This window comes from Janthinobacterium lyxosi (assembly GCF_051380665.1).
Classification (GTDB): domain Bacteria; phylum Pseudomonadota; class Gammaproteobacteria; order Burkholderiales; family Burkholderiaceae_D; genus Janthinobacterium.
Genome location: NZ_JBNYXM010000012.1, coordinates 37,422 through 61,480, shown reverse-complemented (window position 1 = coordinate 61,480; position 24,059 = coordinate 37,422). Strand labels below are relative to the sequence as shown.

General features: G+C 63.3%; 26 protein-coding genes. 10 read left to right on the top strand and 16 right to left on the bottom strand.

Translation table 11 applies throughout. From position 1 onward, the window contains the following. Nucleotides 1-7 precede the first annotated feature (7 nt). Entirely contained in the window at nucleotides 8-262 is a 255-nt protein-coding gene (locus ACQ4WP_RS14765; protein ID WP_436521798.1) for a hypothetical protein, read from the top strand. A 15-nt stretch (nucleotides 263-277) separates the two neighbouring features. On the opposite strand, the gene ACQ4WP_RS14760 is transcribed toward ACQ4WP_RS14765, so the two are convergent. From ACQ4WP_RS14760 to ACQ4WP_RS14735, 6 genes are all read right to left on the bottom strand, one after another. Then, nucleotides 278-2,608 (bottom strand): M28 family metallopeptidase, encoded by a 2,331-nt coding sequence (locus ACQ4WP_RS14760; protein ID WP_436521796.1) that lies wholly within the window; start codon nucleotides 2,606-2,608, stop codon nucleotides 278-280. A 186-nt stretch (nucleotides 2,609-2,794) separates the two neighbouring features. Beyond that, a complete protein-coding gene (locus ACQ4WP_RS14755) occupies nucleotides 2,795-5,683 on the bottom strand; it encodes a M16 family metallopeptidase (RefSeq protein WP_436521794.1) in 2,889 nt (962 codons plus the stop codon). A gap of 108 nt (nucleotides 5,684-5,791) precedes the next feature. Then, nucleotides 5,792-6,124: a type II toxin-antitoxin system RelE/ParE family toxin gene (locus tag ACQ4WP_RS14750; RefSeq protein ID WP_436521792.1), complete on the bottom strand. Its 333-nt coding sequence runs from the start codon at nucleotides 6,122-6,124 to the stop codon at nucleotides 5,792-5,794. 1 nt (nucleotide 6,125) lies between these two features. Further along, nucleotides 6,126-6,413: a type II toxin-antitoxin system Phd/YefM family antitoxin gene (locus tag ACQ4WP_RS14745; protein WP_436521790.1), complete on the bottom strand. Its 288-nt coding sequence runs from the start codon at nucleotides 6,411-6,413 to the stop codon at nucleotides 6,126-6,128. Nucleotides 6,414-6,494: 81 nt separating this feature from the next. Continuing rightward, nucleotides 6,495-7,481, bottom strand: a complete 987-nt coding sequence (locus tag ACQ4WP_RS14740) for a sensor domain-containing diguanylate cyclase (RefSeq protein ID WP_436521788.1) — start codon at nucleotides 7,479-7,481, stop codon at nucleotides 6,495-6,497. Between the two features lie 90 nt (nucleotides 7,482-7,571). Beyond that, nucleotides 7,572-8,456, bottom strand: coding sequence for a sensor histidine kinase (locus ACQ4WP_RS14735; protein ID WP_436521786.1), 885 nt, complete (start codon nucleotides 8,454-8,456; stop codon nucleotides 7,572-7,574). A 290-nt stretch (nucleotides 8,457-8,746) separates the two neighbouring features. Between ACQ4WP_RS14735 and queE the strand changes: the two genes are divergently transcribed. The 8 genes from queE (at nucleotide 8,747) to ACQ4WP_RS14695 (ending at nucleotide 17,371) form a co-directional block, all read left to right on the top strand. Beyond that, nucleotides 8,747-9,382 carry a 7-carboxy-7-deazaguanine synthase gene (gene queE / locus ACQ4WP_RS14730; protein ID WP_436521784.1) on the top strand — a complete coding sequence of 212 codons (636 nt, stop codon included), beginning with the start codon at nucleotides 8,747-8,749 and terminating at the stop codon, nucleotides 9,380-9,382. Between the two features lie 9 nt (nucleotides 9,383-9,391). Then, nucleotides 9,392-9,838, top strand: a complete 447-nt coding sequence (queD, locus tag ACQ4WP_RS14725) for a 6-carboxytetrahydropterin synthase QueD (protein ID WP_436521783.1) — start codon at nucleotides 9,392-9,394, stop codon at nucleotides 9,836-9,838. Continuing rightward, nucleotides 9,831-10,340, top strand: coding sequence for a tRNA adenosine(34) deaminase TadA (gene tadA, locus ACQ4WP_RS14720; RefSeq protein WP_436521781.1), 510 nt, complete (start codon nucleotides 9,831-9,833; stop codon nucleotides 10,338-10,340). The genes queD and tadA overlap by 8 nt, the downstream gene beginning before the upstream one ends. Nucleotides 10,341-10,572: 232 nt before the next feature. Beyond that, on the top strand, nucleotides 10,573-12,933 hold the full coding sequence (locus ACQ4WP_RS14715; protein WP_436521779.1) for a TonB-dependent hemoglobin/transferrin/lactoferrin family receptor: 2,361 nt from the start codon (nucleotides 10,573-10,575) through the stop codon (nucleotides 12,931-12,933). 61 nt (nucleotides 12,934-12,994) lie between these two features. Then, nucleotides 12,995-14,149, top strand: a complete 1,155-nt coding sequence (locus tag ACQ4WP_RS14710; protein ID WP_436521777.1) for a hemin-degrading factor — start codon at nucleotides 12,995-12,997, stop codon at nucleotides 14,147-14,149. A gap of 152 nt (nucleotides 14,150-14,301) precedes the next feature. Beyond that, nucleotides 14,302-15,219 carry an alpha/beta fold hydrolase gene (locus ACQ4WP_RS14705; protein WP_436521775.1) on the top strand — a complete coding sequence of 306 codons (918 nt, stop codon included), beginning with the start codon at nucleotides 14,302-14,304 and terminating at the stop codon, nucleotides 15,217-15,219. Between the two features lie 37 nt (nucleotides 15,220-15,256). Further along, on the top strand, nucleotides 15,257-16,174 hold the full coding sequence (gene ldcA / locus ACQ4WP_RS14700; RefSeq protein ID WP_436521773.1) for a muramoyltetrapeptide carboxypeptidase: 918 nt from the start codon (nucleotides 15,257-15,259) through the stop codon (nucleotides 16,172-16,174). Between the two features lie 18 nt (nucleotides 16,175-16,192). Beyond that, nucleotides 16,193-17,371 carry a DUF418 domain-containing protein gene (locus ACQ4WP_RS14695; protein ID WP_436521771.1) on the top strand — a complete coding sequence of 393 codons (1,179 nt, stop codon included), beginning with the start codon at nucleotides 16,193-16,195 and terminating at the stop codon, nucleotides 17,369-17,371. Here ACQ4WP_RS14695 and ACQ4WP_RS14690 read toward each other — a convergent pair. After that, a complete protein-coding gene (locus ACQ4WP_RS14690) occupies nucleotides 17,368-18,081 on the bottom strand; it encodes an SOS response-associated peptidase (protein ID WP_436521769.1) in 714 nt (237 codons plus the stop codon). The two genes, ACQ4WP_RS14695 and ACQ4WP_RS14690, sit on opposite strands and share 4 nt — an antisense overlap. Nucleotides 18,082-18,226: 145 nt before the next feature. Between ACQ4WP_RS14690 and ACQ4WP_RS14685 the strand changes: the two genes are divergently transcribed. Continuing rightward, a complete protein-coding gene (locus tag ACQ4WP_RS14685; protein ID WP_436521767.1) occupies nucleotides 18,227-18,448 on the top strand; it encodes a hypothetical protein in 222 nt (73 codons plus the stop codon). A 13-nt stretch (nucleotides 18,449-18,461) separates the two neighbouring features. Here the strand turns inward: ACQ4WP_RS14685 and ACQ4WP_RS14680 are convergent, their stop codons facing one another. The 9 genes from ACQ4WP_RS14680 to ACQ4WP_RS14640 all read right to left on the bottom strand — a co-directional run bounded on the left by ACQ4WP_RS14680 (nucleotide 18,462) and on the right by ACQ4WP_RS14640 (nucleotide 24,028). Next, entirely contained in the window at nucleotides 18,462-18,710 is a 249-nt protein-coding gene (locus tag ACQ4WP_RS14680) for a hypothetical protein (RefSeq protein ID WP_436521765.1), read from the bottom strand. Nucleotides 18,711-18,789: 79 nt separating this feature from the next. Next, nucleotides 18,790-19,095 carry a hypothetical protein gene (locus tag ACQ4WP_RS14675; protein WP_436521763.1) on the bottom strand — a complete coding sequence of 102 codons (306 nt, stop codon included), beginning with the start codon at nucleotides 19,093-19,095 and terminating at the stop codon, nucleotides 18,790-18,792. 230 nt (nucleotides 19,096-19,325) lie between these two features. Continuing rightward, complete coding sequence (locus tag ACQ4WP_RS14670; protein ID WP_070259409.1) at nucleotides 19,326-19,532, bottom strand: hypothetical protein; 207 nt, start codon at nucleotides 19,530-19,532, stop codon at nucleotides 19,326-19,328. 188 nt (nucleotides 19,533-19,720) lie between these two features. Next, entirely contained in the window at nucleotides 19,721-20,290 is a 570-nt protein-coding gene (gene mntP, locus ACQ4WP_RS14665) for a manganese efflux pump MntP (RefSeq protein WP_070218395.1), read from the bottom strand. A gap of 56 nt (nucleotides 20,291-20,346) precedes the next feature. Beyond that, nucleotides 20,347-21,201, bottom strand: coding sequence for an undecaprenyl-diphosphate phosphatase (locus tag ACQ4WP_RS14660; protein WP_436521761.1), 855 nt, complete (start codon nucleotides 21,199-21,201; stop codon nucleotides 20,347-20,349). A gap of 95 nt (nucleotides 21,202-21,296) precedes the next feature. Then, complete coding sequence (locus ACQ4WP_RS14655; RefSeq protein ID WP_436521759.1) at nucleotides 21,297-22,157, bottom strand: alpha/beta hydrolase; 861 nt, start codon at nucleotides 22,155-22,157, stop codon at nucleotides 21,297-21,299. Nucleotides 22,158-22,260: 103 nt separating this feature from the next. Then, on the bottom strand, nucleotides 22,261-22,902 hold the full coding sequence (locus ACQ4WP_RS14650) for a hypothetical protein (RefSeq protein ID WP_436521757.1): 642 nt from the start codon (nucleotides 22,900-22,902) through the stop codon (nucleotides 22,261-22,263). Nucleotides 22,903-22,986: 84 nt separating this feature from the next. Beyond that, nucleotides 22,987-23,313: a hypothetical protein gene (locus ACQ4WP_RS14645; protein WP_436521755.1), complete on the bottom strand. Its 327-nt coding sequence runs from the start codon at nucleotides 23,311-23,313 to the stop codon at nucleotides 22,987-22,989. 25 nt (nucleotides 23,314-23,338) lie between these two features. Next, the gene (locus tag ACQ4WP_RS14640; protein ID WP_436521753.1) at nucleotides 23,339-24,028 is read right to left on the bottom strand and encodes a hypothetical protein; all 690 of its coding nucleotides are present in this window, start codon (nucleotides 24,026-24,028) and stop codon (nucleotides 23,339-23,341) included. Nucleotides 24,029-24,059: the final 31 nt, after the last annotated feature.

Genomic DNA, 24,059 nt, shown 5'->3' with positions numbered 1-24,059 from the left:
AAATCCCATGTGCGCAAAGAAATTCGTTCCCTACGCCAATGAAAGCGATGTGCTGGAGATCGGCGGCCTGACCATCGAAAACCGCATCGACCGCATCAGCATCAGCGGCGACATCGACCTGACCCTGGACAAGCCGGGCCTGGCCCTGGCGAAACAGCTGCAAAAACTGCTGGGCGACGTGGTGGCGCAGCTGGAAAAGCAGGCGCTGCCGGACCAGCTGCCGCCGCCCGAGGTGACGTCGGTGGCCAATCCTTTCGAGTGACGTTGGGGCCAGCACCTATTTTGCCGGGCTGGCGGCGCGATAGTAGCCTTTCCGGTTGATTTCTTCCGGGGCATTCGCGACTTCATACGCGGTCAGGGCGATGACGATGGCGGAATATTGCTGCGCTGAACGAAATGGCAGCACGTTCTCGTACGTGTCGAGCACCGTGTGATGCACGCGGGCATAGTCGAAATCGCCGAGCACGGTAAATTTCGGCGTCGGCACGCCATGCAGGCTGAAGACGGCGTCATCGCTGCCCGCCCGCGCGTTCATCGCCTTGCTGGCATCGCGCGCCACGTCATGGATGCTCGCGGCGAAGCCGAACACGGGATGGACGTCTTGCAGGGCCTGTTCCACCCGGCCAAACACGGGTTTCCACGCCGAGGGGATCGCGATGCCGTCGATGGTGCCAGGCCGGCCATCGCGGTTGAGCATCATGACGATATTTTTCAATTCACCCGCATGCCGCTGGGCGAATGCGAACGAACCCTTGCGGCCGATTTCCTCCGCGCCGAAGGCCACCAGCATGATGGTGCGGCGCGGCCTGGCATTGGACTTGGCCAGCAGGCGCATCGCTTCCAGCATGGTGGCCACGCCGCCGCCATTGTCGGCCGCGCCCGTGCCGCCATCGTAGCTGTCGAGATGGGCGCCGATCAGCACGATTTCTTCCGGCTTTTCCGTGCCGGGAATGCGGGCGACCACGTTGTGATACGTCACCGGCCCCGGATAGAACCAGTTGCGGATATCAAACTCCAGGGTGACCGCTACACCGCGCTCCAGGCGCTGGCGGATGTCGGCGTATTGTGGCGCGGCCAGCTTGATGTCGGGCAAGGTCGGCAGGCTCTGCCAGGTGGCCGGCGCCGCACTGGCGGCATACAGGGGTTCTTCGCCAGACTGGATGGTGCCCAGGGCCCCGGCTTCCATCAGCAACCGGGTGATGGCCCTGGGCTTGTGGATGGCCTTGCCATCGCGCCCGCCACCGCCGTTTTCGCCGCCGATCAGCACCCATTTGTCCTTGAATTGCGCAGCGCGTTCCTGCGCCTCTTCCAGGGTGGCCGGTCCCAGGGTGGCCAGCCCCTGCTGCACGCCACGCGTGCCGGCCGAATAGGCGGGCGTCGCCATGCGCAAGGGCTGTTCCCGGGGCGCCAGCATCTTGCCCGACCAGGGGCCGCGGTTGAAGCCGACGGGCATGTCACCGGCTTCTTCCAGTTCGGCCTGCACGCCCCATTGCTGCAGTTGCATGCGCGCCCATTGCGCCGCATGCGTGTAGGCATCGCTGCCGGTCGTGCGGCCGCCGAAGCGGTTGCTCAGGATGTCGAGCCAGTCCATGGCGCGCGGGTCACTGGTGCCCAATGCCACAATCCGGCGCGCCGTGGCGTCGCCGGAAGGCGAGGGCGCGGCTTCAATGCTGGCATCCCTGCCGGACAGCGTGGCCAGAAAGGCGGGCAGCCTGTCTTGCTGGCGTGCCGCCAGCGCCAGGTCCAGTTTCGCGGAGCGGTATCGGCTATCCTGGCGCAGCAGGGTTTCATAGGCGCGCAGCACGTCCTGCATACCCGCCAGGTCGCTGGCGCTCTGTTGTCCCGCCTGGTCCGGGTGTTCGATCTGGAAGGCCATCACGCTGGCCAGGTACTGGAAGCGCAGCGCAGCGCGCGCGGCCGCCCTGGGGGCGATGTTCAGCCAGCCATCGAGTGCGCTTGCCTCGAGCGTGAGGTCGGGAATATCTTCGATCCATGCGCTGAGCCAGGCGCCATCACGTTGCTGTAGCGCCAGCGGATCGTGCTGCGCCTGACTTGCCATCTGTACCACGCGCACGCGTTCGGCCGGCGTCGAAGGGCCGCGCGCGGCGGCGCTTGCCGCAGTTCCCGGCAGTGCAGCCGGCACATAACGTTGCTTGAGCCGCGTGCCCGTCACGGGCTTGGGTTCGTTCTCGTCGGTTTCGACCAGGCGTTCGCCGCTCAGCAGGTCGCCTTTGGCCTGCAAGGTCCAGCGGATCGTCACCTCGGTGCTCACTTCCTTGCCGTTTCTCCCCGTGCTGACGCGCTTTCCTCCGTGCCTGAAGACGGTGCCGGCGGGGCCGGACGTGCCGTTGACCTTGCGCGGCGAGGTAAGCTGGCCCCGCTCGTCGAGCCAGGATATCGTCGCGCGCAAGCTACCCTGGTCTGCGGTGATGTCGAGTACGCCCGTGTCGATCAGGTCGACTTCGACGCCATTCGTCGTTGTCGTCCCCGTCGCCGTCTGGAATTGCCAATGCCCCGCAAGGGCCGGTGTTTGGGCGTACAGGGTAGCAGGCAGCGCGGCAGCGGCGAGGACGCAGCTGGCGTAAAGGTAGGGCGGGAGCAGATGCATGTATATCCTTGTCATGGTTTTCACTCGGGAAGAGTGGAAAAACAGTATGGGGATAAGCAGATTGCCAAGATGCTATTTTCCGACCAAGGCCGGGATTGGCGGCTTGAAGGCGCGTTTGGCCGCGCCGAATACCAGATCAACCGCGTCCAATGCAGCTTGCCGGACGAGGTTGCTCTGGCAAAACGCTTACTTCGCGAACGCCTGCGCCGCTGGCGTCACGGTGACGGCTTCCGGCTTGATGTCCAGCTTCATCGCGCCGATGACCTTGTCTTCATCGAGCAGCGCCTGCGGCTTGTTGCCGTCGTACTTGATGGGAGAAAACGCGTCGCTGACGAGCTTATCCTTCAAGCCGGCCGCATCCTTGGCGACGATCACCACGGACAGATTCTTCGCCGACAAATGTTGCTTGATGGCACGGTTGACATCGGCTACCGTCAGCTTCGCCAGGCCATCACGCATCAGCTTGGTGAACTCGGGCGTGCCATACCATTGCGAGTCGAGCGCATAGCCCAGTTGCTGGTCTTGCGTCGACGTCATGACGAAGACGTTCTTCATCAGGTAATCGCGCGTGGTGGCGAAGTCGTCCTGCGTCAGGCCGTTGTCGATGAGCTTGCCCAATTCCGTCAGGGCCACGCGCAGGGCGAAGTGGGCGTTGTCTGGCGCCACGGGACGGATCCAGATTTCGAACAGTTGCGCCTTGCGGCCCAGGTTCGGGTTCGGGAAGAACTGAACCATGCCGCGCGGGAAGGCTTCGATGTACGCGTAATCGCCATAGTTCATGCCGCGGATTTCACGGATGCGCTGGTACAGGTAGGAATTCGAGGCGCGGTGCTCGCCCAGCCAGGTTTTCGCCAGCCACAGGGCGGGGAAGTCCGGGTGCGTGCGCGTCACGTCGAGCGGCAGGCCGAAGGAAATCGCCGTGGCGCGCGTGTTTTTCTCGATGATTTCCACTTCCAGTCCCTGCGCCTTGCGGCCCGCGGGTTTCACCGTGGCCGGCAAGCCGGGACCGGCCGGCAAGGTCGCCAGCGCCTGCGTCAGTGTAGCCGTCATGGCGTCGGACACATCGCCGGAAATGCCCACCTTGACGGCGCCTTGCGCATACGCGCTCTTCCAGAACTGTTTCACATCGTCCAGGGTGATGGCGTCGATGCCGGCGAGCGTGCCCAGTACCGGGTGGCCATACGGCGTGCCCGCGTAGACATTGGTTTGCAGGCGTTCCTTGGCGAATTCCTCTTCGTTATTGTCCTTCAGGTCCAGCAGCAGCGCGTTCCTTTGCGCATCCTTCAGGCGGCGGAAGTCGTCTTCGCGGAAACCGGGCGAGAGCAGCAGGGGCAGGGCGATGGCGTTGAACTGCGTCCAGTTATCCTTGTGGATGGAGCCCGTAAACGTCGTCATTTCCTTGTCCGTTTGCTGGGAAAAGCTGCCGGCCAGCGGGAACAGGGCCTGGTTGACTTCGTCGATCTTGCGTTCGGACGAACCACCGGAGGCCACCATGGCGGCCGTCAGCGCGGCCAGGCCTTCCTTGCCTTGCGGGTCTTGCGCGGAACCGGCCGTCAACAGCAGCTTGTAGCGGATTTGCGGCAGCGCCGACTTTTGCACCAGCACGTCGAACTTGGCGTTCGAGGCGGCGGGCAGCAGGCTGGCCAGTTTCGGCGTGGTGGCGATGGCGGCTGCCATCGGCTGGTTTGACAGGGTGGTCACCACCAGGCCATCGTCCGTCAGGTATTTACGCGCGGCCGCCTGCAGGTCGGCCGGCGTGAGCGTATCGATCAGGCGGTAGTACTGGTTGATGGTGGCATACGAGCGGTCGAAATGCACGAAGGACGCCAGGGTGCCGGCGATCTGCTCGGTGTTGTCGAGCGAACGGATCAGGCCGTATTTTTCGGCCGACTTGGCGTCCGCCAGGTCTTTTTCGCTAACTAGCGTGTCGCGCAGCTGCGCCACGGTGGCCAGGATGGCGTCGCGCACGTAGACGGCGTCATCGATGTTTTTCACGCGCGCGCCGAGCACGGCCAGGGTCGGGTCGACCCGCTCCGGCGTCATGTCGAACAATTGGTCGACCTTTTGTTCGTTCTGCACCAGGCGTTTATATAGCGGCGAGGTGCGGCCGAACGACAGCGACAGCAGGGTCGCCAGCGCGGCCTGGTCCTTGTCCTTCACGGAAAACGCGGGCGCGTGGAAGCCCACGGCCACCCACGGCAGGGTCGGCGTGGGCCAGGCCACGTGCTTGTAGACGGGGCCGCGCGGCTTTGGTTCCACGGGCACGGCCGCCTGCTGCTTGCCGCGCTGCCATTGACTCCAGTATTTTTCCACCAGCGCAATGGCTTGCTGCGGCTCCACGTCGCCGGCGATGATGATGGTGGTGCGCTCGGGACGGTACCAGCGGTCGAAGAAGATCTTCGAGTACGCGTACTGGTTCGGCATGTCTTCGATGTCCTGGATGAAACCCATCGTCGTGTGCTTGTAGGTATGCGTCGTATAGGCGCTATCGCGCATCACTTCGAACAGTTTCGAGACGGGATTGGCGCTGTTCTTGTTGTATTCGCCCAGCACGGCCCGCGATTCCGTCTTGAACGCATCTTCCGCGTAATCGAGGTGCTGGAAGCGGTCCGCTTCCACCTTCAGCACGGTTTCCAGGTCTTGCTTGGCAAACGTCGTGTGGTAATTGGTCAAATCGTCGCTCGTATACGCGTTCTGGCGCGCGCCGGCCCGGGTGATGACTTCCTGGTATTTCTCGGGCGGATAGGCCTTGGTGCCACGGAACATCATGTGCTCGAAAAAGTGCGCGAAACCGGACTTGCCCGGCTCGACTTCATTGCGCGAACCCGTCTGCACGGGAATTTGCAGCGAGACCAGGTTCGGGAAGCCGGTCGGTACGATGATGATTTTCAAGCCGTTGGGCAAGGTCTTTTCCGTGGCCTTGAACGGCAGCAAGTCGGCCTTGCTGGCGGCGGCGCTGCTGGCGGTGGCCGGCTTGACGGGCGCGGCGCCCAGGTTGGACGAGGCCATGGCCGACAGGGCCAGGGCGAAAGCGGGGATGAATGTGGGTAGCAATGCGGGCATGATTCTTGACACGAGGGCTCCTTCTTTTTGGATGTTATGAAAGTGCAACGCCGCAGCATAGAATATTCGTGCCGCCGTGCATAGGGGCGGGGGGCTTGCGGACGGGTGCGGTGGGGTAGATTAAAAGTCCGGCCGCAGGATGCGTGCCGTCAGGTGGGACAGAAAATCGCGCCGGGTGGGCAGGAGCATGCGGATATACACGATGTCGTGCGCACGATCATGGTGGTAGACGACGCGGATCTCTTCGCACAGGCGTTGCCGCACATCCATGCCGACTTCGCGGGCGGCCTCGACGGGCGTGCCGCTGTCGGGAAAGGCTTTCAGATCAGTAAGTGATTGCCGGAAGGCGAGGAGGAACTGCGCATGGGCCGCCGCCGTATGGTGCGCCTTGAAGTCGCTGCGCAATTCCTTGAAATCGGCCTCGGCGCTTTCCAGCACGACGATGCGCGCCATGTCAGTCCTGGTCGAGACTGGCCAGGAAGTCCTCTTCGGACACCACGTCGCCGCGCGCGATTTCCTGGTTGCCCATGGCGATCAGCTTCATGAACGCATGCTGTTCCTGCATGTGCCTGGTTTGCCGCTTGCCTTCCTGATACGCGTGCATGGACAGCACGACCATCTTCGCTTCGCCATTTTGCGTGATGATGATGGGCTCGTCCTGGCCCGCGTCAAAGCTGTTGACGATCTCCGTGGTATTGGCCTTGAGATAGGAAATCGGCTTGATGCGTTCCTTGAGGTCCATGGCGGCTCCGAGATCGAAAAGTGGGACAGGACTAAATATACACCAAATTTGGTCGTATTTCCTGATGCAGACACTTGTTGCCTACGTGAGTGTCGCTTCCGGCAGGCTGATGCGGTTGCGGCCCAGGTACTTGGCGCGATACAGGGCGCAGTCGGCAGTGTGGATCAGTTGCCCCGGTTCCGTGCCGGGGCCGGGCAGGGCCGTGGCGGCGCCGATGCTGACGGTGACGCAGGCACCGTCGGGGCGCTTGCGCGGCAATTGCAGCCGCTCTACGCGCTGGCGGATGCGTTCGGCCACGATGGCCGCGCCCTTGAGCGACTGGTTCGGCAGGATGACGGCAAATTCCTCGCCGCCATAGCGGGCCACCATGTCGTTCGCGCGCATTTCGCTGGCCACGGCGCCGGCCACCTTGCGCAGGCACAGGTCGCCGCCCTGGTGGCCGTGGCAGTCGTTGTATTCCTTGAAATTGTCGACATCGACCATCAGCAGCGACAGGGGCTGGCCCTGCCGTTGGGCGCGTTGCCACTCGGCCAGGATGGTATCGTCGAAGCAGCGCCGGTTCGCCAGCCCCGTCAGGCCATCGCGCGTGGCCAGGCGTTGCAGTTCCACCTGCGCGCGCTTTTCTTCGGTCATGTCGCGCAGGGTTTCGACCACGGCGATCAGTTCGTCGCCATTGCCGTAGATGGGACTGGCATCGACGGCCAGGTAGCGCCGCCGCCCCGTGCGCGGCATGTCGCACCAGTTTTCCGCGCACAGATTGCTGCCCGTGCTGCTGCGGTATTGCTGCTGTGCATGCAGCGCGCGCATGTCGCCGCCGCGTCCGGCCAGCAGCAGGTCGGCCAGGGTGGGGCGCTCGTCGTTGTAAAAACAGCGGCCCGGCTCGTGCGTGCCCAGTACTTCGCTGGCCGGCACGCCCGTCAGTTGCTCACAGGCGCGGTTCCAGATCATGACCCGGCCATGCATATCGAGGACAAAGGTGGGTACCACCAGCAACTCCATCATCTTGACGGCGAAGCCCTGGGCTGCATCGCAGGGAGATACGCTGGCATGTGCATGGCTATCCGGCATGTATGCATCCTTCTTGGGCGTGAATGTGGGCTGGCTCGTTGCTCATGATGCAGCGTGGAGTAGCGATGGTGTTGATATTGGGCAATATTTTCAGCGATGGACCATCGCTTCGTCGTGGCAGCCTGGCAGGGGCAGCGACAGGCGCAAGGTGGTGCCGGCACCGCTGTGGCTGTCGATGTGCAGGCTGCCGCCGGCGCCAGCCACGCGCTCGTGCATGCCAGACAGGCCGCAACCGAGACGCGGCGGCGAGCCCGACAGCCCGACGCCGTCGTCGCTGATGCGGCAAGTCAGGGTGGCGCCCACTTGCTGCAGGCACAGCTGGACATGTGTGGCATGCGCATGGCGGGCGATATTGGCCAGCGCTTCCTGCAGCGCGTGGTACAGCAGGGGGCCGTGCGCGCTGCCGGCGGCGGCGTCGAGCCGGTAATCGCAGCTGCAGTGTATGCCCGTGCTGCGCTGGAAGTCCGCCAGCAAGCCGTCGCACGCCGCTTGCAGGCCGGCATCAAGGGCGGGCGGGCGCAGGTCGTGGATGACGCGGCGCAGCGCCGCGATGCTGAGGTCGACATTGCGCGCCATCACGGCCAGTTGCCGCGCCAACTGGGGCGTCGCGCCAGGCGCGCTGGCCTGCAGCATGGACAGGTCGATTTTCAGGGTCAGCAAATGCTGGCCCAAGTCGTCGTGGATGTCGCGCCCGATGCGCAGGCGTTCCTGCTCGCGCGCCTTGCGCTGGCCGCTGGCCAGGCGCGTCTGCTCGGCGTCCGCGCGCAGTTGTTCCAGCGCCTGCCGGCGCTGGCGCCACAGCAGCAGCGCCAGCGCGCCCGGCAGGAGGGCGCAGGTCGTCATCAGGGGCCAGGGCAGGTTGGCTTGCGCCAGTGGCCCGGCGGCATGACCTGCATATAGGGACGCGAGTGCGCCGGCTGTCAGGCAGGCCAGAATGCTCCGGCGGTACGGCAGGCGTATCCAGCGTTGCAGCATGTCCTTGCTCCCTAAATATTTTCCAACAGGCAATGCTCTTACAGAAAATATATTAACTTTGGCTTATATTATATTGTCTAAACGCAAAAACTACGCAGTTATGCCTGCCGCTGTGGCTTTCTTGCCTGTTGACGCCGCGGCGCCAGGTGGCGGCCACGGCATTTGCACGGGAAGTGTCGCGGCGGCATATAATAGAGGGTTGTCAATCGGCTTTTGCGGTGACGGCGCTGTGCGCCGGCATCGCTGCGTACGCCCTGCGCGAGGACGCCAGCCTGCTCTTAGGAAATACAGTGACTTATAGCATCAAAGAAATTTTTTACACCCTGCAGGGCGAAGGTGCGCACGCGGGCCGTCCGGCCGTGTTTTGCCGCTTTTCCGGCTGCAACCTGTGGACGGGCCGCGAAAGCGACCGCGCCACGGCCGTGTGCCAGTTCTGCGACACGGACTTCGTCGGCACGGACGGCGAACTGGGCGGCAAGTTCAAGACGCCCCAGGAACTGGCCGCCCTGATCGACAGCCTGTGGCCGGCCAGTTACGCGCCCAGTAAATACGTGGTGTTTACGGGCGGCGAGCCGTTGCTGCAACTGGACACGGCCCTGATCGACGCCATGCACGCAGTGGGCTTTACCATCGCCATTGAAACCAATGGCACCTTGCCCGTGCCGGCCGGCGTGGACTGGATCTGCGTCAGCCCCAAGATGGGTTCCACGTTGGTCGTGCACAAAGGCAATGAAATCAAGGTCGTCATCCCCCAGTTCCAGCAAGACCTGGCCGCCTACGAAGGGCTCGATTTCGAGAACTTCTTCGTGCAGGCGATGGATGGCCCCCTGGCCGCACACAACATGCAGCTGGCTATCGAAACGTGCAAAAGCAACCCGAAGTGGAAGCTGAGCCTGCAAACCCATAAACTCTTGCAAATACCTTAACAAAACAATATGCTGACTATCACACGCAAGCTCGAATTCGACGCGGGCCACCGCATTCCCGACCATAAAAGCCAGTGCCGCAACTTGCACGGCCACCGCTACACGGTGGAAATCACCCTGGTCGGCAAGGTCATCGAAGCGGAAGGCAATTCCGACAATGGCATGATCATGGACTTTTCCGACGTGAAAACCCTGGCCAAGCAGCACCTGGTCGATGTCTGGGACCACGCCTTCCTGGTCTATGAAAAGGATACGGTCGTGCGCGACTTCCTGGCCAGCCTGCCCGACCATAAAACCGTCGTCATCGACCGCATCCCGACCGTGGAAAACCTGGCGCGCATCGCCTTCGAGATCTTGAAAGCGGCGTTTACCGACCATTTCGGCACGGGCTTGCACCTGCATAAGCTGGTGTTGCATGAAACGCCGAATTGCTGGGCAGAAGTGACCGATGACTAAAGTGCACGATAGCGCGCTCGATGCGCGCTACATGCAACTGGCCCTGGAGCAGGCCCAGTACGCCTGGGACCTGGGCGAGGTGCCCGTCGGCGCCGTCGTCGTCAAGGATGGGGAAGTCATTGCCGTGGGCTACAACCAGCCCATCGGCCGCCACGACCCCACGGCGCACGCGGAAGTGATGGCCTTGCGCGCGGCCGCCGAAAAGCTGGGCAATTACCGCTTGCCCGGCTGCGAGCTGTACGTGACCCTGGAACCGTGCGTGATGTGCTCGGGCGCCATGCTGCATGCGCGCCTGGCGCGCGTGGTGTATGGCGCGGGCGACCCGAAGACGGGCGCCTGCGGTTCCGTGCTGAACCTGTTCGAGCAGCCAGCCTTGAACCACCAGACGGCCATCGAAGGCGGCGTGCTGGCCGACGAGTGCGGCGCCTTCCTCAAGCGTTTCTTTGCCGAGCGCCGCCGCGCGCAAGCGGAAGCACGCAAGCTGGCCAATCCGCAGGCCTGACACCAGCCCTGGCTGGGCAGGGGCGCCATGGTCTTGCCCAGCATGCCATCGCTGCCAGCCCTCCCGACTGGCACTTTTGCAACTGTTGCGAAATAACATCTGTTTAGACCACTTTGCCATTCTCAAATGAGAATGATTCGTGTTACAGTGTTGTTTTCGCCAGCAATCTTCCCTGACGCATCGTCGTTGATTCGGGTTCAAGAGCCAGCCTTCACTCTTAGCCCGGATCATCATGACTACAGTGCTTCTGCAGCGCTCCGCTGCACCCGTCGTATCCTCATCCCGCCTGCTTGCCCGCCGCCATAACCTGGTGCTGCGTGCCGCCTTGCTGAGCCTGTTCGCCGCGCCCCTGCTGCCCGTGGCCGCGCAAACGGCCGCTGTCAACGCGGGCACGGCCGCCCAGGAACCGGCCAAGTTGCCCGTGTTTCCGGAAATCGTCGTCAATGCCAAACAGGACTATGAACGCCGCGCCGGCACCAAGACCGTGATCCGCAGCGATGACCTGGAGCGCCGCAACGTGACGGACATGGGCGGCATCGTGCGCTACCAGAGCCTGATCAGCGCGCCGATGGCGGCGTCGGGCGGCGGCGGCGTGTGGGATGGCGCCGGCAATACGGGTTACAACATCCGTGGCCTGGAAGGCAACCGCGTCAGCCTGGACGTGGACGGCATTTCCCTGCCGGATGCGGCGCCGAAGCCGGATGGCACGACCCTCAATGCCTTCGGCACGGGCCGCGATTATTTTGATCCCGAAACTTTCCGCGAAGTGCGCATCGATTCGGGCACGACGGCCGCCAGCGGCGCCAATCCTGGCCTGGGCGGCGGCGTGGCCTTCATCACCAAGTCGCCCGAGGATTACCTGGGCGAAGGGCAGGACCACTACGTAGCCTATAAATACGGCCGCGCCACGGCCGACCGCAGCAATGCGCACACCCTGACAGGGGCCGCCAAGATCGGCGCCACGCTGCAAGGCCTGGCCGTGTACGTGCGCCGCGACGGCGAACAGACGGATACGCGCGGCAGCACCGCCGCCAATCCCGACGACTGGCATTCGAACGCCTTGCTGTCCAAGCTGGTATGGGCTTTGCCGGGCGAACAAAAGCTGGATTTGACGGTCGACATGTTCGAGCGCAAGAACAAGCGCGATCTGCGCAACAAGGTCAGCGCCCTGTATCCGGACGGCGTGCAGCAGGATTCCACCACCAAGCGCACGCGCGTCAGCCTGGGCCATGATGTGGTGCTGAAGGATTTCGCCCTGTTCGACCGCCTGACCTCGAAAGTTTATCTGCAGAATGCAAAGACCGGGGACAAGACGAATGGGCGCTATGTGTATCGCGGCACCTTCTTGCGCGCCATCGACACCAGCTTTCAGAACGACAGCATCGGCCTGACGTCGGAAGCGTTCAAGCAAGTCAATGCCGATAACGCGCTGCTGTATGGCGTGCAGCTGGAGCAGGGGAAGTCGCGCCGCCCCTGGGTGGAGGACCGCACGGCGGTCGCCACGGGCGCGCACCAGATCACGCGCAAGAATCGCATGGCCGACATGGACAGCACCAAGCTGGCGTTGTATGTGCGCGACGATTACAGTTTCAATGTGGCGGGCAAGAAGGCGGTCCTGACGCCGGGCTTGCGCGCCGACTACCGCAAGAACGAGCCGAAAAACCTGCAAAACTACGTGATCGCCGTGCCGAATGCGGCCAAGGAAGTGCGCAAGGAAAGCGATAGCTATTTCACGCCCAGCCTGAGCCTGTCCGTGGAAGTACTGCCGCAAATCAATGCCTATGCCACCGTTACCCGCGGCACGCGCCTGCCGACGCCCGCCGAGCGCACGGGCACCTACGACTCCTTCAGCTACACGAGCACGAATGGCTATGCCATCCTGGGCAATGCCAATTTACGCAAGGAAACCAGCAAGGCCTACGAGCTGGGCCTGAAGGGCGATGTCGCCAAGGGTTTGAGCATGCATGCGTCCGTCTACCAGACCGAATACAAGGACATGATCGAATATGTGATGCAGGAAGATGACCCGGTGAACTACCCCACCATCACCCAGGGCTTGTACCGTCCGGAAAATATCGGCAATGCGCGCACCTGGGGCGCCGAGCTGACCCTGCGCGCGGAGCTGGGCGCCTGGGCGCCGGTCATGCAGGGCTATCACGTGGACCTGGCCACCGGCGTGGCCAAAGGGCGTTCCTTCAATACCCTGACGGGCGAAAGCGGCGACCTGAACTCGGTGGCTCCGGCCAAGACGGCGTTGACCTTGGGCTACGATCACGCGGATCAATTGTTCGGCCTGGCGCTGACGGCCGTGCATGCCGGTGAAAAACAGGCGCCGAACGACTTGCTCATGGGCACGACCGCGCCGCGCTTCAAGGTGCCGTCCTACACCATCTTCGACTTGTCGACCTACTGGAACGTGCACAAGAACGCCAAGATTATCGTCGGCGTGTACAACTTGACGGATCGCAAGTATTGGGATTACGCCGCCTCGCGCAGCCTGGCCGCCGGCGCCACGGCCGCCAGCCGCGTGGAGATCGAACGCTATGCCAAGCCTGGTCGCAACGTGGCAGCCAGCCTCAGCGTCAACTATTGATTTTTACCGGGGAGGGGCGCTTGCCTCTCTTTTTTTCCATGTTTGATTGAATGGTCTCTCTATGAAGTTATCCAAACTCGTTCTATCCCTGCTAGGCAGCCTGCTGATCGCAAACGCAACCGCGGCCCCAGCCACTTTGGCGGAACGCTGGTCCACCTTGCGCACGGAACAGCCGAAACTGCAGATCCGCGACGCGGCGCGCGCGCTGGGTGTATCCGAAGCGCAATTGCTGGCCACCAACATCGGCAAGGGCGTCACGCGCTTGCAGGCGGACGGCAACCAGCCGCGCGAAATCATGCGCGCCGCGCTGGACCTGGACATCGTGCAAGCGATCACGCGCAATGAAAACGGCGTCATCGAAACGACGGGCGTCGCCAGCAAGTTCAAGCAGGCGGGCGATAAATCCGAGCAGGCCGATGCCAAGGACCCGGAAACGGAAGCGCGCCAGCGCAATATAGCCGGCGGCTACCTGGGCGGCCCAATCGACCTGCGTTTCCACTTTGAAAACTGGAAATACGCATTTGCCGTGGAACAGTCTGGCCGCGACGGCAAGCCGACGCGCAGCCTGCAGTTCTTTGACGCCAACGGCACGGCCGTGCACAAGATTTATGTGCGCAACGAGGCGGGCATGGCCGTCTACGACAAGCTGGTGGCAAACTTCCGTTTGCCCCAGCAAAGCGGGGAATTGAACGTGCTGGCCGTGGCGCCGAAAGTGGCGGAAAAGCCCGATGCCGAGATCGACGTCAAGGAATTCCAACTGGCCTGGAAAGACATGACGGACGTGCACCAGTTTGCGCAAATCATGCGTGAATTCCATTTGACGCGTGAACAGGCGCTGCGCCTGGCGCCGGCCGGCGTGGTCGAGCGCGTGACGCCCGCAGCGCTGCGCACCTTGCTGGACAACGCGGCGAAGGACAAGGTCGCCATCATGGTGTTCCTGGGCAATGACGGCTTGACGCAGATCTACAGCGGCAAGATCGAGAAAACCATGGCCGCCGGCGGCTTCTTCAACGTGCTGGACCCCGACTTCAACCTGCACATCCGCGACACGGCCCTGCGCAGCGGCTGGGTCGTCAAGCGCGGCGGCGTCACTTCCGTCGAATTCTTCGACAAGGAAGGCACGCAAGTGGTCTCCTTCTTCGGCGTGCGCGAACGGGGCAAACCGCAGCCGCAAGCGTGGGTCGATCTGGCTGATTCCTTGCCTAAGGCCAAGTAAGGTGCATCACCGTTGCCGCGCGCCGTACCGGCGCGGCAACACTTCAGTTCGACTTACGCATGAGTCGTGATGGCACTATCGCAATAGTGGTATGCTGATTCCAAGGCCGCAGCGATCGTGCCTGCGTGCTGGTTCCTGGAAGAGAGGCAATCATGGCAACCATCATGGCGAACGGCCTCAACATAGCTTATGAAAGCCACGGCAACCCGGACGATCCGTGTGTGCTGCTGGTCATGGGCCTGGGCATGCAACTGATCGCCTGGCCGGCGGACTTCGTCGAAGGCATCGTCGAGCAAGGTTTTCGGGTGGTGCGTTTCGACAACCGCGACAGCGGCCTGTCGAGCAAGATGGCGCTGGCGGGCAAACCGTATTTGCCGCTGGCCTACGTGAAAAACCTCGTCGGCTGGCCCCTGAAAACTTCCTACACATTGAACGACATGGCGGACGACGCGCTGGGTTTGCTGGCGGCCCTGCGCATTGCCCAGGCGCACGTGATCGGCGTGTCGATGGGCGGCATGATCGCGCAAGTGATGGCGGCACGCGCGCCGCAGCAGGTGCTCAGTCTGACCTCCATCATGTCGAGCAGCGGCCGGCGCGGTTTACCCGGCCCCACGCGGGCGGCGCGCAATGCGTTATTGCAACGTCCGAAACGCAATGCCAGCCGCGCCGAACTGATGGCGCACATGGCGGCCACCGTGCGCGTCATCGGCAGCCCCGCCTATCCCGTATCGGAAAAACTGCTGTACCAGCGCATCGAGGCGGCGTTGCAGCGGGGCAGCTGCCCCGAGGGCGTGGCGCGGCAAATGGTGGCGATTGCCGCCTCGGGCGAGCGCACGGTCTTGCTGCCGAGCATCAGCTGCCCGGCATTGGTGATCCATGGCGCAGCCGATCCCCTGATTCCCGTCGCCTGCGGCATCGATACGGCGGCGCTGATCCCGGGTGCCCGGCTGGAGGTGATCGAAGGCATGGGGCACGATATGCCGCCCCAGCTGATCGAACGCCTGCTCGCCTTGATCGATGTGCATCTGCAAGGTAAGATGGCGCCCCAGATGCGCTCCCAGCCAGCTTGAGCCAGGCGCGCCCACCACTTGACTAGCCGGGCATATTTTGAAGACACCTGAGATTGGCATCGCCATTGTGGCGCCGGGCGGTTGCGCGCCCGATGAAGCGGCCGTGGCGCGCGGCATTGCCCGCTTGCAGGCGCAAGGCGCCACCGTCCACAATTACTACGACCCCGAGCACACATTCCAGCGCTTCGGCGGCACGGATGCGGGGCGCCTGGCGCAGCTGAACGGGGCCGCCGCCGACCCGCACGTGCAGGTGGTGATCGCCTTGCGCGGCAGTTACGGTATCAGCCGCATCCTGCCCGAGATCGACTTTGCCGCCATGGCCGCCAGCCGCAAGCTGTTTGTCGGCTATAGCGACTTCACGGCTTTCCACATGGGCTTGCTGGCGAAAACGGGCCGTGCCAGCTTTGCCGGCCCCATGATCTGCGACGATTTCACCCGCGACGAAGCCGAGCAATTTACGCTCGATCAACTGTGGTCGTGCCTGGCCGGCCCCACGCACACGGTGACGGGCACGGCAGCGGGCAATCCACAGATCGAGGTCACGGGTAAATTATGGGGCGGCAACCTGGCCATGCTGGTGCACTTGCTGGGCACGCCGTATTTCCCGCAGATCGATGGCGGCATTTTGTTCCTGGAAGACGTCAACGAACACCCGTACCGGGTCGAGCGCATGTTGCTGCAATTGCTGCATGCGGGCGTGCTCCAACGCCAGCAGGCGATCGTGCTCGGTGACTTTTCCGGCTATAAACTGAGTCCCATGGACAAGGGCTACGATGTTGACGTCATGCTGGCCTATGTGCGCCAGCGCCTGCCCGTGCCCGTGCTGACGGGGCTGGAGTTCGGCCATATCCGGCGCCGGGTTACCTTGCCGTTCGGCGGTCACGCGCAGCTACGTTCGGACGCATCCGGCTTCAGCCTGCAAATGACCGACTACCCCACCTTGTCGCGCCCCTGAACGCCCGCCCTGAACTCCATGTCCGCCAAACCCCGCCGTTTGCTGCAGCTCGATGTGCTGCGCGGCATCGCCGTGTTTGGCATCTTGCTGGTGAATATCTGGGGCTTTGCCTGGGGCACAATTTCCTTGCGTTACGGCACCTTGCCGGCACAGCCGCCCGCACTGGACCAGCTCGTCATTTTCGGCGTGGCGGCGCTGGCGCAGTTCAAGTTCTATCCCATCTTCGCCTTTCTGTTTGGCGCCGGCTTTGCCTTGCAGACACGTTCCCTGCAGCGTCAACTGGGCAGCTGGGAGGCCGCGCAAGCCGCCTACCGGCGCCGTTTGCGCTGGCTGCTGGCATTCGGCTTGTTGCACGGTTTCCTCATCTGGAGCGGCGACGTGCTGACTTCGTATGCGGTCGCCGGCATGCTGATCCTGCCGCTGGCAGCCGCCAGGCTCAGCCGCGTGCGCAACCGCGCGTGGTTGGTGGCGGCCGGCTTCCTGCTATTCATGTGTTTGCTGATTCCCGTGGGCCAGCAGGGCGGCGCGCCGGATATCGCGCGCGATCTGCAAGGCTTTGCGGACCGCTACGCGATCTACACGCAAGGCGGCGCGTGGGCCGTGGCCAAGCTGCGCGCCAACGATTTCCTCGTGTCCTTGCTGTACGCCGCCGTCATGCTGCCGCATATCATCGTGCTGTTCCTGCTGGGCATCTTGTCCGTGCGTTGTGGCTGGCTGACGCAGCCGCAGCGCCACCAGCGTCTGTGGCGCCGCGTGCGTGCCGTGGGACTGGGCGTGGGCTTGCCATTCAACCTGCTGGCAGCGGGCGCCATCGCGTGGCAGGTGGCTGATCCGTATCAAACCGTGTTCGATACGGCCTTGTTCGAAGTGGGCCTGTTCGCTGGCGGCCCCGTGCTGGCGGCCGGCTATATGGCGGCGCTGATGCTGGCCGGGCCCTTCATGTCGCGCTGGCTGGGATCATGGCTGGCGCCCGTGGGACGCATGGCGTTGAGCAATTATTTGCTGCAATCGCTGATCGGCACCTGGCTGCTGCAGGGGCCGGGCCTGGGCTGGGGCGCCAGGCTGCGTCCCGCCGAGATGCTGGGGCTGGCGGTCTTGCTCATGGCGGGGCAGGTGATACTCAGTCGTTACTGGCTGCGCTACTTCCGCCAGGGACCGATGGAAGCGCTGTGGCGCCGCCTGGCGCGCCTGCCTTAATCCGTTCCCCAGTCAAACGCGCCTTGCGGCGATGCCGGCGGCGGCTTGGCCTTGGCCGTGGGCACGAGGGGATTATCCACGGCATGCCATTCGAACAATTCTCCGTCCAGCATGCAGCTGCGCGCCAGGTGCAGCGCTTGCTCGGGCGACAAGGCGGGATCCAGCCAGCGGTGCGCGTCTTCCAGGCTGAGGGCCACGGGGCGGCGGTCGTGGATGTCGACCATGCCGCCCAGGCTGTCGGCCGTCACCAGCACGAAGCCCGCCTCCTCGCGGTTGTGCTTGTAGGGACCAAACTGGGCCAGCACCAGCAGGAACAGGCGCGCGCGGTCGCGGCGGTGGATGTGCCACGGCTGCTTGCTGCCTTTTTCACCCGTCCATTCATACCAGCCATCGACGCAGACGATGCCGCGCCCCGCGCGCAGCAGCGGCTTCCAGTAGGCGCCGGCGAGTTTTTCCAGCCGTGCATTGATGGCGATGGGGATTTTTTTCTTGCCGGGGGCGGGCACTGCTTGCGCGGCCCAGGCGGGGCGGTAGCCCCAGAAGACGTCGTCGATCCGGTGCACACCATCCTGGATGTGCAAGATGGGCCGGTAAGTGCCGGGCGAGACGTTCAGGTGCGGCTCGGCCTCGCTGTCGAAGACCGCGTCGGTCCAGCCGAAGGATGACGCCAGAGCGCGCGCCGTGTCATTTTGATCGAATCGTCCACACATGGCGAAATCATACCCGATCGCCCGGCGCCGCGACGACAGGCGCGTGTGCACTTTCTGTGTGTGGTCAAACGTACAGACTGCGGGCCGCATGTGGCGCACAGTGGAGCCCAGTCAGTTGGCTAACGCTTCTTGCATCGGAGGAAATATGTCTTTTGAAAATCCCACCATCCACAAAGGTTTTACCATCAGTGCCACGGCCAGCCAGCGCCGCGATGGCCGTTGGGTCGGTTCGTATGTCAGCCAGAACCAGGCGTGCGGCGCCTATGCGGATACCTGCGATTACGATGATTGCAGCAATGAAAAAGAGGCGCAGCAACTGGCGCTGTCCGTCGGCTGGCGCCTGGCCGATGGTATGCAGGCACGTTAAGCTGTGCGCTGCGTCAGCTTTTGCGCCGCAAGGCCAGCAGCAAGCCTGCCACAGGGAAGAGCAGGCTGGCGGCCAGGCGTACGGCGTTCAGCGAAGCCGTCTCCACACCCAGCACGTGCGGCAGGGCCAGCAATAACACTGGCGCGGGCACGGCGATGGCGAAGAAGAAGAACAGGTACCACGAGTAGCCATTCTTTTTGGCCAGCAAGGCAATCAGGGCGCAGCCGATCAGGAAGATCAGCGGTAAATTCACATATTCCATGGTGACGAACTCTTGACAAGGGGAACGCGATTATACGCGCCGCCCGCCCGGGTGGCGCCGGGCGTGGCCTTGCGTCGTCTTAATTGCCGATCAGGTCAGGCGGCTGTGGCGCCTGCTTGCCGCCGGCCGGCGCCTCGGCGGGCAGCAGCGCCTTGATGGCGCCGTTATAGATGAGTTCCTGGGCGTATGCCGATGCCTCGATCAAAGCCGCATGCACGGACTTGAAGCTGCTGAGCGTTTCAATCAATACGGGCTTGGCATACACCTGCTGCGTATCGCCGCGCTTGCTGATCAAAATCATCCCCCTGTAGCGCCCATCCTTCTCCAGCGTCCCCGCCACATGAAATTCATAGCCCCCGATCTGGTGTTTTTGTTGCTGCTCCATGTCTCCCGCCTCCAGACCTGATTATCGTGCCGTTTTACGCATATCGAACAGCAGAGTGTTTGATTTGGATCAATACCCAAATTCCTGAATACGATCCAACGAACGTCACGATGGCTGGCAAAATCGAAGCGAGCGGCGGTGATTTGTGGCTAAGCAGCGCAACCGTACATTAGTACGGTGAGCATCGCAGGCCGCAAAGCGCCCCGCGCTGCCGATTTGGCCAGCCGTCATCACCCCGCGCGAATGGCGCGGATTTGCTGGGCCGTTTCCTCGATCTCCCGATATGCTTCCTGGATATAGCCATTGATCGGGTGCCCGTCCATCCACTCGAAATAGGCGCGCTCATCGTGTTTGATGGCAAAAGGGACGTGGTGGTCGCGTATCGACTCTGCCGTCTCACGCACCAGCGAGGCAAAAAGCAACTCCAGAGTTTCCATGATGGTCACCTTGCGAGACAGGAATGCAGAGTAATGAATGTAGCACAAAGTACGCCTTCGCCCACGGCAGTGGCCGTGGCGTGCGCGCCAGGCCTGCGTTGCGGCTATCATGACGCCAGGCGGCACGCTGTGTGTCCGCACGTCAACCTGGAGTGTAAAGTTATCTTCATTTCGCGCCGGCCCAGGCCTCAGGCCGGATGGCCGATATGCTCGTACAAAATCACGCAGCCGATGACGATCAGCACCAGGCCGCCCACCAGTTCGGCGCGCCGGCCCGCCACCGTGCCCAGTACACGGCCCAGCATCACGCCCAGGGTGACCATGACGAAGGTGGAAAAACCGATGGCGGCGGCCGTCACGACGATGTTGGCGCCCAGCAAGGCCAGGCCCGCGCCGACCACCATGGCGTCGATGCTGGTGGCCAGGCCGGTGACGGCCAGCACCCAGAACGAGTGCGACTGCGCGGGCGCTTCTTCCTCGTCGGCGTCGGAGAGGGCATTGCGTATCATCAACAGGCCGATGATGCCCAGCAGGCTGAAGGCGATCCAGTGGTCCCATGCTTCCACGTAGGGTGCCGCCACGCTGCCCAGGGCCCAGCCGATGATGGGCGTGATGGCTTCGATGACGCCAAAAATCAGGCCCGTGCGCAGCGCCTCGCGCCATTGCGGCTTGTGCAGGGCGGCGCCCTTGCCTACGGCGGCCGCGAAGGCATCGGTGGACATGGCAAGGGAGAGGGCGGCGGTGGCGGCGAAATTCATCGTTGGCTTTCTGTAAACCTGGCTGGGATGTGTGTATAAACTAAAACCCGGCGATTTTACCCTAGGTACAACACGACCAAGGAAGCGACCAGGCAATACGCGCCAAAGAAATGCCAGCGGCCCTGTTCCAGCCAGCGCGACAGCCAGCGCAGGGCCAGCAAGCCGGCCAGGAAGGATAGCAGCATGCCCAGCAGGCTGGGACCGAGCAGGTGCAGCAGGCTGTTGCCGTGTGCCAGATGGTCCAGGCTGCCATTTGCCACGGCCTGGTAAAAGCGCCAGCCTTCCTTGACCAGCACGGCGGGCGTCAACACCACGGCCAGGGCAAAGCTGAATTCCTCGGCCCGGCGCTGCGGCACGCCCATGGCGATGCCGGCGGAAATGGTGGCGCCGGAGCGGGAAAAGCCGCGGAAGGGCAGGCACAGGCCTTGCACTGCGCCGATCACCATGGCCTTGCCGATGGACAGGCTGCCGCCTTCGCGCGCCTTTAGCCGCGAGGAAACGATGATCAGCACGCCGGCGGCGGCCAGCGCGGCGGCCATCAATTTCGCGTTGCCGAACAGGTGCTCGATTTCAAAGCCGGGCGCATCCTTGCTCATGATGTGCGTAATGCCCTTCAATAAGGCAAAGCCGACGATGCCCGTCAGGGCCGTGGCGGCCACGAGCAGCAGGACATTGCTGCGGAAGGCGGTGGCCGAGCTGAAATACGTGGCGCGCCAAGATTTCCAGAAATACACGATGACGGCAAACATGGTGCCGGTGTGCAGCATCACCAGCAACATGGTCAGCTCGGGCGATGTGGGGTCCAGGCCCATCCATTTTTCCGCCATGATGACGTGGGCGGAGCTGGACACGGGCAGCAGCTCGGCGAAGCCCTGGACGATGGAAAGAATAAATAATTGCAAAAAGCTCATGGGAATCTGGACTCAAACGGGGGAAGACGGGCCGCCGATTTTACCCGCCCGATACGGCGGGCGCGTCCCGCAGCAGATTACAGTTTGTCCATGTTTTATTGGCTGACCGGCAACTGCGGCTTGAACAAGGCGCGGAACGCCTTCAAGGCAGCCGGGTGATAGATCGTGCCATGGCTTTCTTCCGGCATCTTTTCCTGGCGCCATTGCAAGCCGGGCGGCGCCTGTTTTTCCAGCACTTCGGTCAGGCGCTGTACTTCGACGGCGATACCCGCTTCGCTGCTGGACGCCAGGTACAGGCTGTGCTTGCCTGGACTGCCCTTGGCCAGCAGGGCTGACGCCTGACGCGGCAGCGCGCCATGGTTCCACCACAGGCTGGGGTCGAACGCCAGGTAATGGTCGAACAGCTGCGGTTCCAGCAAGTACGTTTCCACCACGAACAGGCCCGCCAGCGATTCGCCGACGATGGCCGTTTCGCCTGTCGTGCGGTAGCGGCGCGCAATTTCCGGCATCAATTCATCGCGGATGAAGGCCCGGTAGGCGGACGCGCCGCCCACCACGGGGGCGATCTTGCGGTCTTCGGCACTGTCCGTCGGCCCCGTCAGATCGCGCCGGCGCTGCGTGTTTTGCATGCCGACCAGCATGAAGGGGCGCATCGTGCCATTCGCCACCGACACTTGCAGCAAGCCGGCCACATGCAGGAAATCCTCCGCCACGCCGCCGTCCGGCATGTACAGCACGGGCAACGGTGCCTCGGCTGGCGTATCCCAGCCGCGCGCCATGTACACATTGATGTGGCGTCTTTCCTGCAGCGCCTGCGAATCGATGACAAAGCTTTCGCCGATGATGAGCGGGGTGGCTGCGCTGGCGGCAGCGGTGGGCGCGGCAGTGGCAAGGTGGAAGGCGCTTGACAGCAGTAAGGCGGTGGTGAGGTGCAGTGCAAGGCAAGAGCGGCGCATGTTTTCTCGTGATAAGTAGTGGATCGATGGCATGTACTTGTATAGACATGCCATCAGGCAATTCTATCTTATCTATTTTATCTTTGACGCAGCCTTGCTTGACTTACTTGATCGTCAAGAGTTCCCGTTCGAGCACGACGCCCGCCTTGTCCAGCGTATAGGCGACCAGCAGCGTGCCATCGTCGGCGCAGGCATGGCAGCTCTTCAAGGGCGTGGAAAATAGCAGGCGCTGGCCGCCATCGCCAGTGGCCGTGCTGCCGACGAAATCGGCGGGGGCAAACGGCACGGCGTCCGGGTGGGCGGCGGCAAACGCGTGCCAGGCGGGTGTGGCGCGGTCTTCCTCGCGCACGGAATCTTCGTCGACGTCGATGGCCGCGCCATCGCTGCCGATCAGCAAGCTGCCTTCATTCGTGTTGGCGCGGAAAGGATAGGTGACGGTAGCCGGGGCCACCTTGCCCAGCGGGCGCCAGGCGGAGATGAAGCCGGCCTTGTCCGCTTTCACCAGCATCCTGGCGGCGGCGATGGCTTGCGGCCGGGCACCGGAGCGCTGCATGGTGCGCAGCAGGCAGACATCGGGTGCCGTGGACGATTGCTCGCTGCGGCAGGCCGATAGCGAACGTTCCTGCCATACGGCGCGCGCGTCGATGGGGCCAGTCTCCCGGGCATGGGCCACCTGCATGGCGGCCAGGCTGGAAAAAGTAAATACGGCGCAGCTGAATAAGTGGCGGGAGATTAACGTGGGCATGGAGAAACCTTTCAGTACAGGAAACAATGTATCGTGACTGATTATAGAAGGAGGACTGCGCCCGCCTGCGCACCGCTGCGCCGCTTAGCGCTTTTTCGCCGCCGCCTGGCGCAAGGCCTTGCTTTCCTGCTTGTTGAGTATGTGCGGGCGCGTGGCCAGCTCCGCCTTGACGGCGGCGATGGCGGCGCCGAACTGTTGCTCGGCCTGCGCTGGGCTGGCGCCTGCATAATTGTGCTGGTTGGATTGCGCGGCGCGCAGCCGGCGCAGCAGCGCCAGCAATTGCTTGCCGTGCAGGCTGGCGAGGTCCTGCGCCAGCACTTGCTTGACCAGCGCGCCTTCCACATGCTCGGGGTCGAGCAGGCGCAACAAGGCCAAGCCTGCGGGCTGTGGTGCCGGAGTGAATTTGTTCATCCGGCCATTCTAAACGACGCCAGGATTACAGGTAATCCCAGATTTCATCGAATGTTTCGCGCGCGAAATCATTGCGCCAGGCTTCCGAGTGCTTTTCGCGGCTGACGGCAAACACGGCGCGCCAGGTCTGCTTCGGTGCGCTGGTGTAGGTCGCGGCGATCTTTTTCAGGCCGGCCGTGCATTGCTCGACCTTGCAGCCGCTCTTCGCCAGTTGCTGGGCGGCAGCTGCCCATGCCACGGGCACCTTGACGACCTGGCATTCGAAGCTGACGGCGGCCGTCTGCATGCCGTTTTCCACCGTCACCGGGTCCGCCTTGGTAGCCTGGCACGCGGCGCCATTCTTGGCAGCGATGACATTCGCGGCCAGCAGTTCGGCGGCTGGCGTCACGGCCGCGTGCATGGAGGCCGGGAACAGGTCGGCGATCAGCTTGCCGGTTTCCGTTGGGAACTTGGCATCCGCTTCCTTCAGGCCGCTGTACGACGCGTATTCCGCGCTCTGGTGGCCCGCCAGGCGGGTGGGGCGCAGGTAGGCGTTGAGCTTGGCGACGCTGGCTTCATCCTGGTTGATGATGGTTTTGATGTACAGGTTGGCCACGTCGACCGGCGCCAGTTCCACGGCTATGTCGGCGGCGATGGCGGGTTGGACCAGCGCCACGGCAGCCGCAAAGCTTGCTGCCAGCAGGGCGGCGCGCGATGTTTCTTGTGTTTGATGCATGTATTTTCTCCACGATTCGATGTCAGGCGCC

Excerpts from the sequence above, each read along its gene's own strand:
- ACQ4WP_RS14765 (WP_436521798.1), top strand. The coding sequence starts at position 8 with ATGTGCGCAAAGAAATTCGTTCCCTACGCCAATGAAAGCGATGTGCTG.
- ACQ4WP_RS14760 (WP_436521796.1), bottom strand. The coding sequence starts at position 2,608 with ATGCATCTGCTCCCGCCCTACCTTTACGCCAGCTGCGTCCTCGCCGCT.
- ACQ4WP_RS14750 (WP_436521792.1), bottom strand. The coding sequence starts at position 6,124 with ATGGCGCGCATCGTCGTGCTGGAAAGCGCCGAGGCCGATTTCAAGGAA.
- ACQ4WP_RS14745 (WP_436521790.1), bottom strand. The coding sequence starts at position 6,413 with ATGGACCTCAAGGAACGCATCAAGCCGATTTCCTATCTCAAGGCCAAT.
- ACQ4WP_RS14740 (WP_436521788.1), bottom strand. The coding sequence starts at position 7,481 with ATGCCGGATAGCCATGCACATGCCAGCGTATCTCCCTGCGATGCAGCC.
- ACQ4WP_RS14735 (WP_436521786.1), bottom strand. The coding sequence starts at position 8,456 with ATGCTGCAACGCTGGATACGCCTGCCGTACCGCCGGAGCATTCTGGCC.
- queD (WP_436521783.1), top strand. The coding sequence starts at position 9,392 with ATGCTGACTATCACACGCAAGCTCGAATTCGACGCGGGCCACCGCATT.
- tadA (WP_436521781.1), top strand. The coding sequence starts at position 9,831 with ATGACTAAAGTGCACGATAGCGCGCTCGATGCGCGCTACATGCAACTG.
- ACQ4WP_RS14715 (WP_436521779.1), top strand. The coding sequence starts at position 10,573 with ATGACTACAGTGCTTCTGCAGCGCTCCGCTGCACCCGTCGTATCCTCA.
- ACQ4WP_RS14710 (WP_436521777.1), top strand. The coding sequence starts at position 12,995 with ATGAAGTTATCCAAACTCGTTCTATCCCTGCTAGGCAGCCTGCTGATC.
- ACQ4WP_RS14705 (WP_436521775.1), top strand. The coding sequence starts at position 14,302 with ATGGCAACCATCATGGCGAACGGCCTCAACATAGCTTATGAAAGCCAC.
- ACQ4WP_RS14695 (WP_436521771.1), top strand. The coding sequence starts at position 16,193 with ATGTCCGCCAAACCCCGCCGTTTGCTGCAGCTCGATGTGCTGCGCGGC.
- ACQ4WP_RS14690 (WP_436521769.1), bottom strand. The coding sequence starts at position 18,081 with ATGTGTGGACGATTCGATCAAAATGACACGGCGCGCGCTCTGGCGTCA.
- ACQ4WP_RS14685 (WP_436521767.1), top strand. The coding sequence starts at position 18,227 with ATGTCTTTTGAAAATCCCACCATCCACAAAGGTTTTACCATCAGTGCC.
- ACQ4WP_RS14680 (WP_436521765.1), bottom strand. The coding sequence starts at position 18,710 with ATGGAATATGTGAATTTACCGCTGATCTTCCTGATCGGCTGCGCCCTG.
- ACQ4WP_RS14675 (WP_436521763.1), bottom strand. The coding sequence starts at position 19,095 with ATGGAGCAGCAACAAAAACACCAGATCGGGGGCTATGAATTTCATGTG.
- ACQ4WP_RS14670 (WP_070259409.1), bottom strand. The coding sequence starts at position 19,532 with ATGGAAACTCTGGAGTTGCTTTTTGCCTCGCTGGTGCGTGAGACGGCA.
- mntP (WP_070218395.1), bottom strand. The coding sequence starts at position 20,290 with ATGAATTTCGCCGCCACCGCCGCCCTCTCCCTTGCCATGTCCACCGAT.
- ACQ4WP_RS14660 (WP_436521761.1), bottom strand. The coding sequence starts at position 21,201 with ATGAGCTTTTTGCAATTATTTATTCTTTCCATCGTCCAGGGCTTCGCC.
- ACQ4WP_RS14655 (WP_436521759.1), bottom strand. The coding sequence starts at position 22,157 with ATGCGCCGCTCTTGCCTTGCACTGCACCTCACCACCGCCTTACTGCTG.
- ACQ4WP_RS14650 (WP_436521757.1), bottom strand. The coding sequence starts at position 22,902 with ATGCCCACGTTAATCTCCCGCCACTTATTCAGCTGCGCCGTATTTACT.
- ACQ4WP_RS14645 (WP_436521755.1), bottom strand. The coding sequence starts at position 23,313 with ATGAACAAATTCACTCCGGCACCACAGCCCGCAGGCTTGGCCTTGTTG.
- ACQ4WP_RS14640 (WP_436521753.1), bottom strand. The coding sequence starts at position 24,028 with ATGCATCAAACACAAGAAACATCGCGCGCCGCCCTGCTGGCAGCAAGC.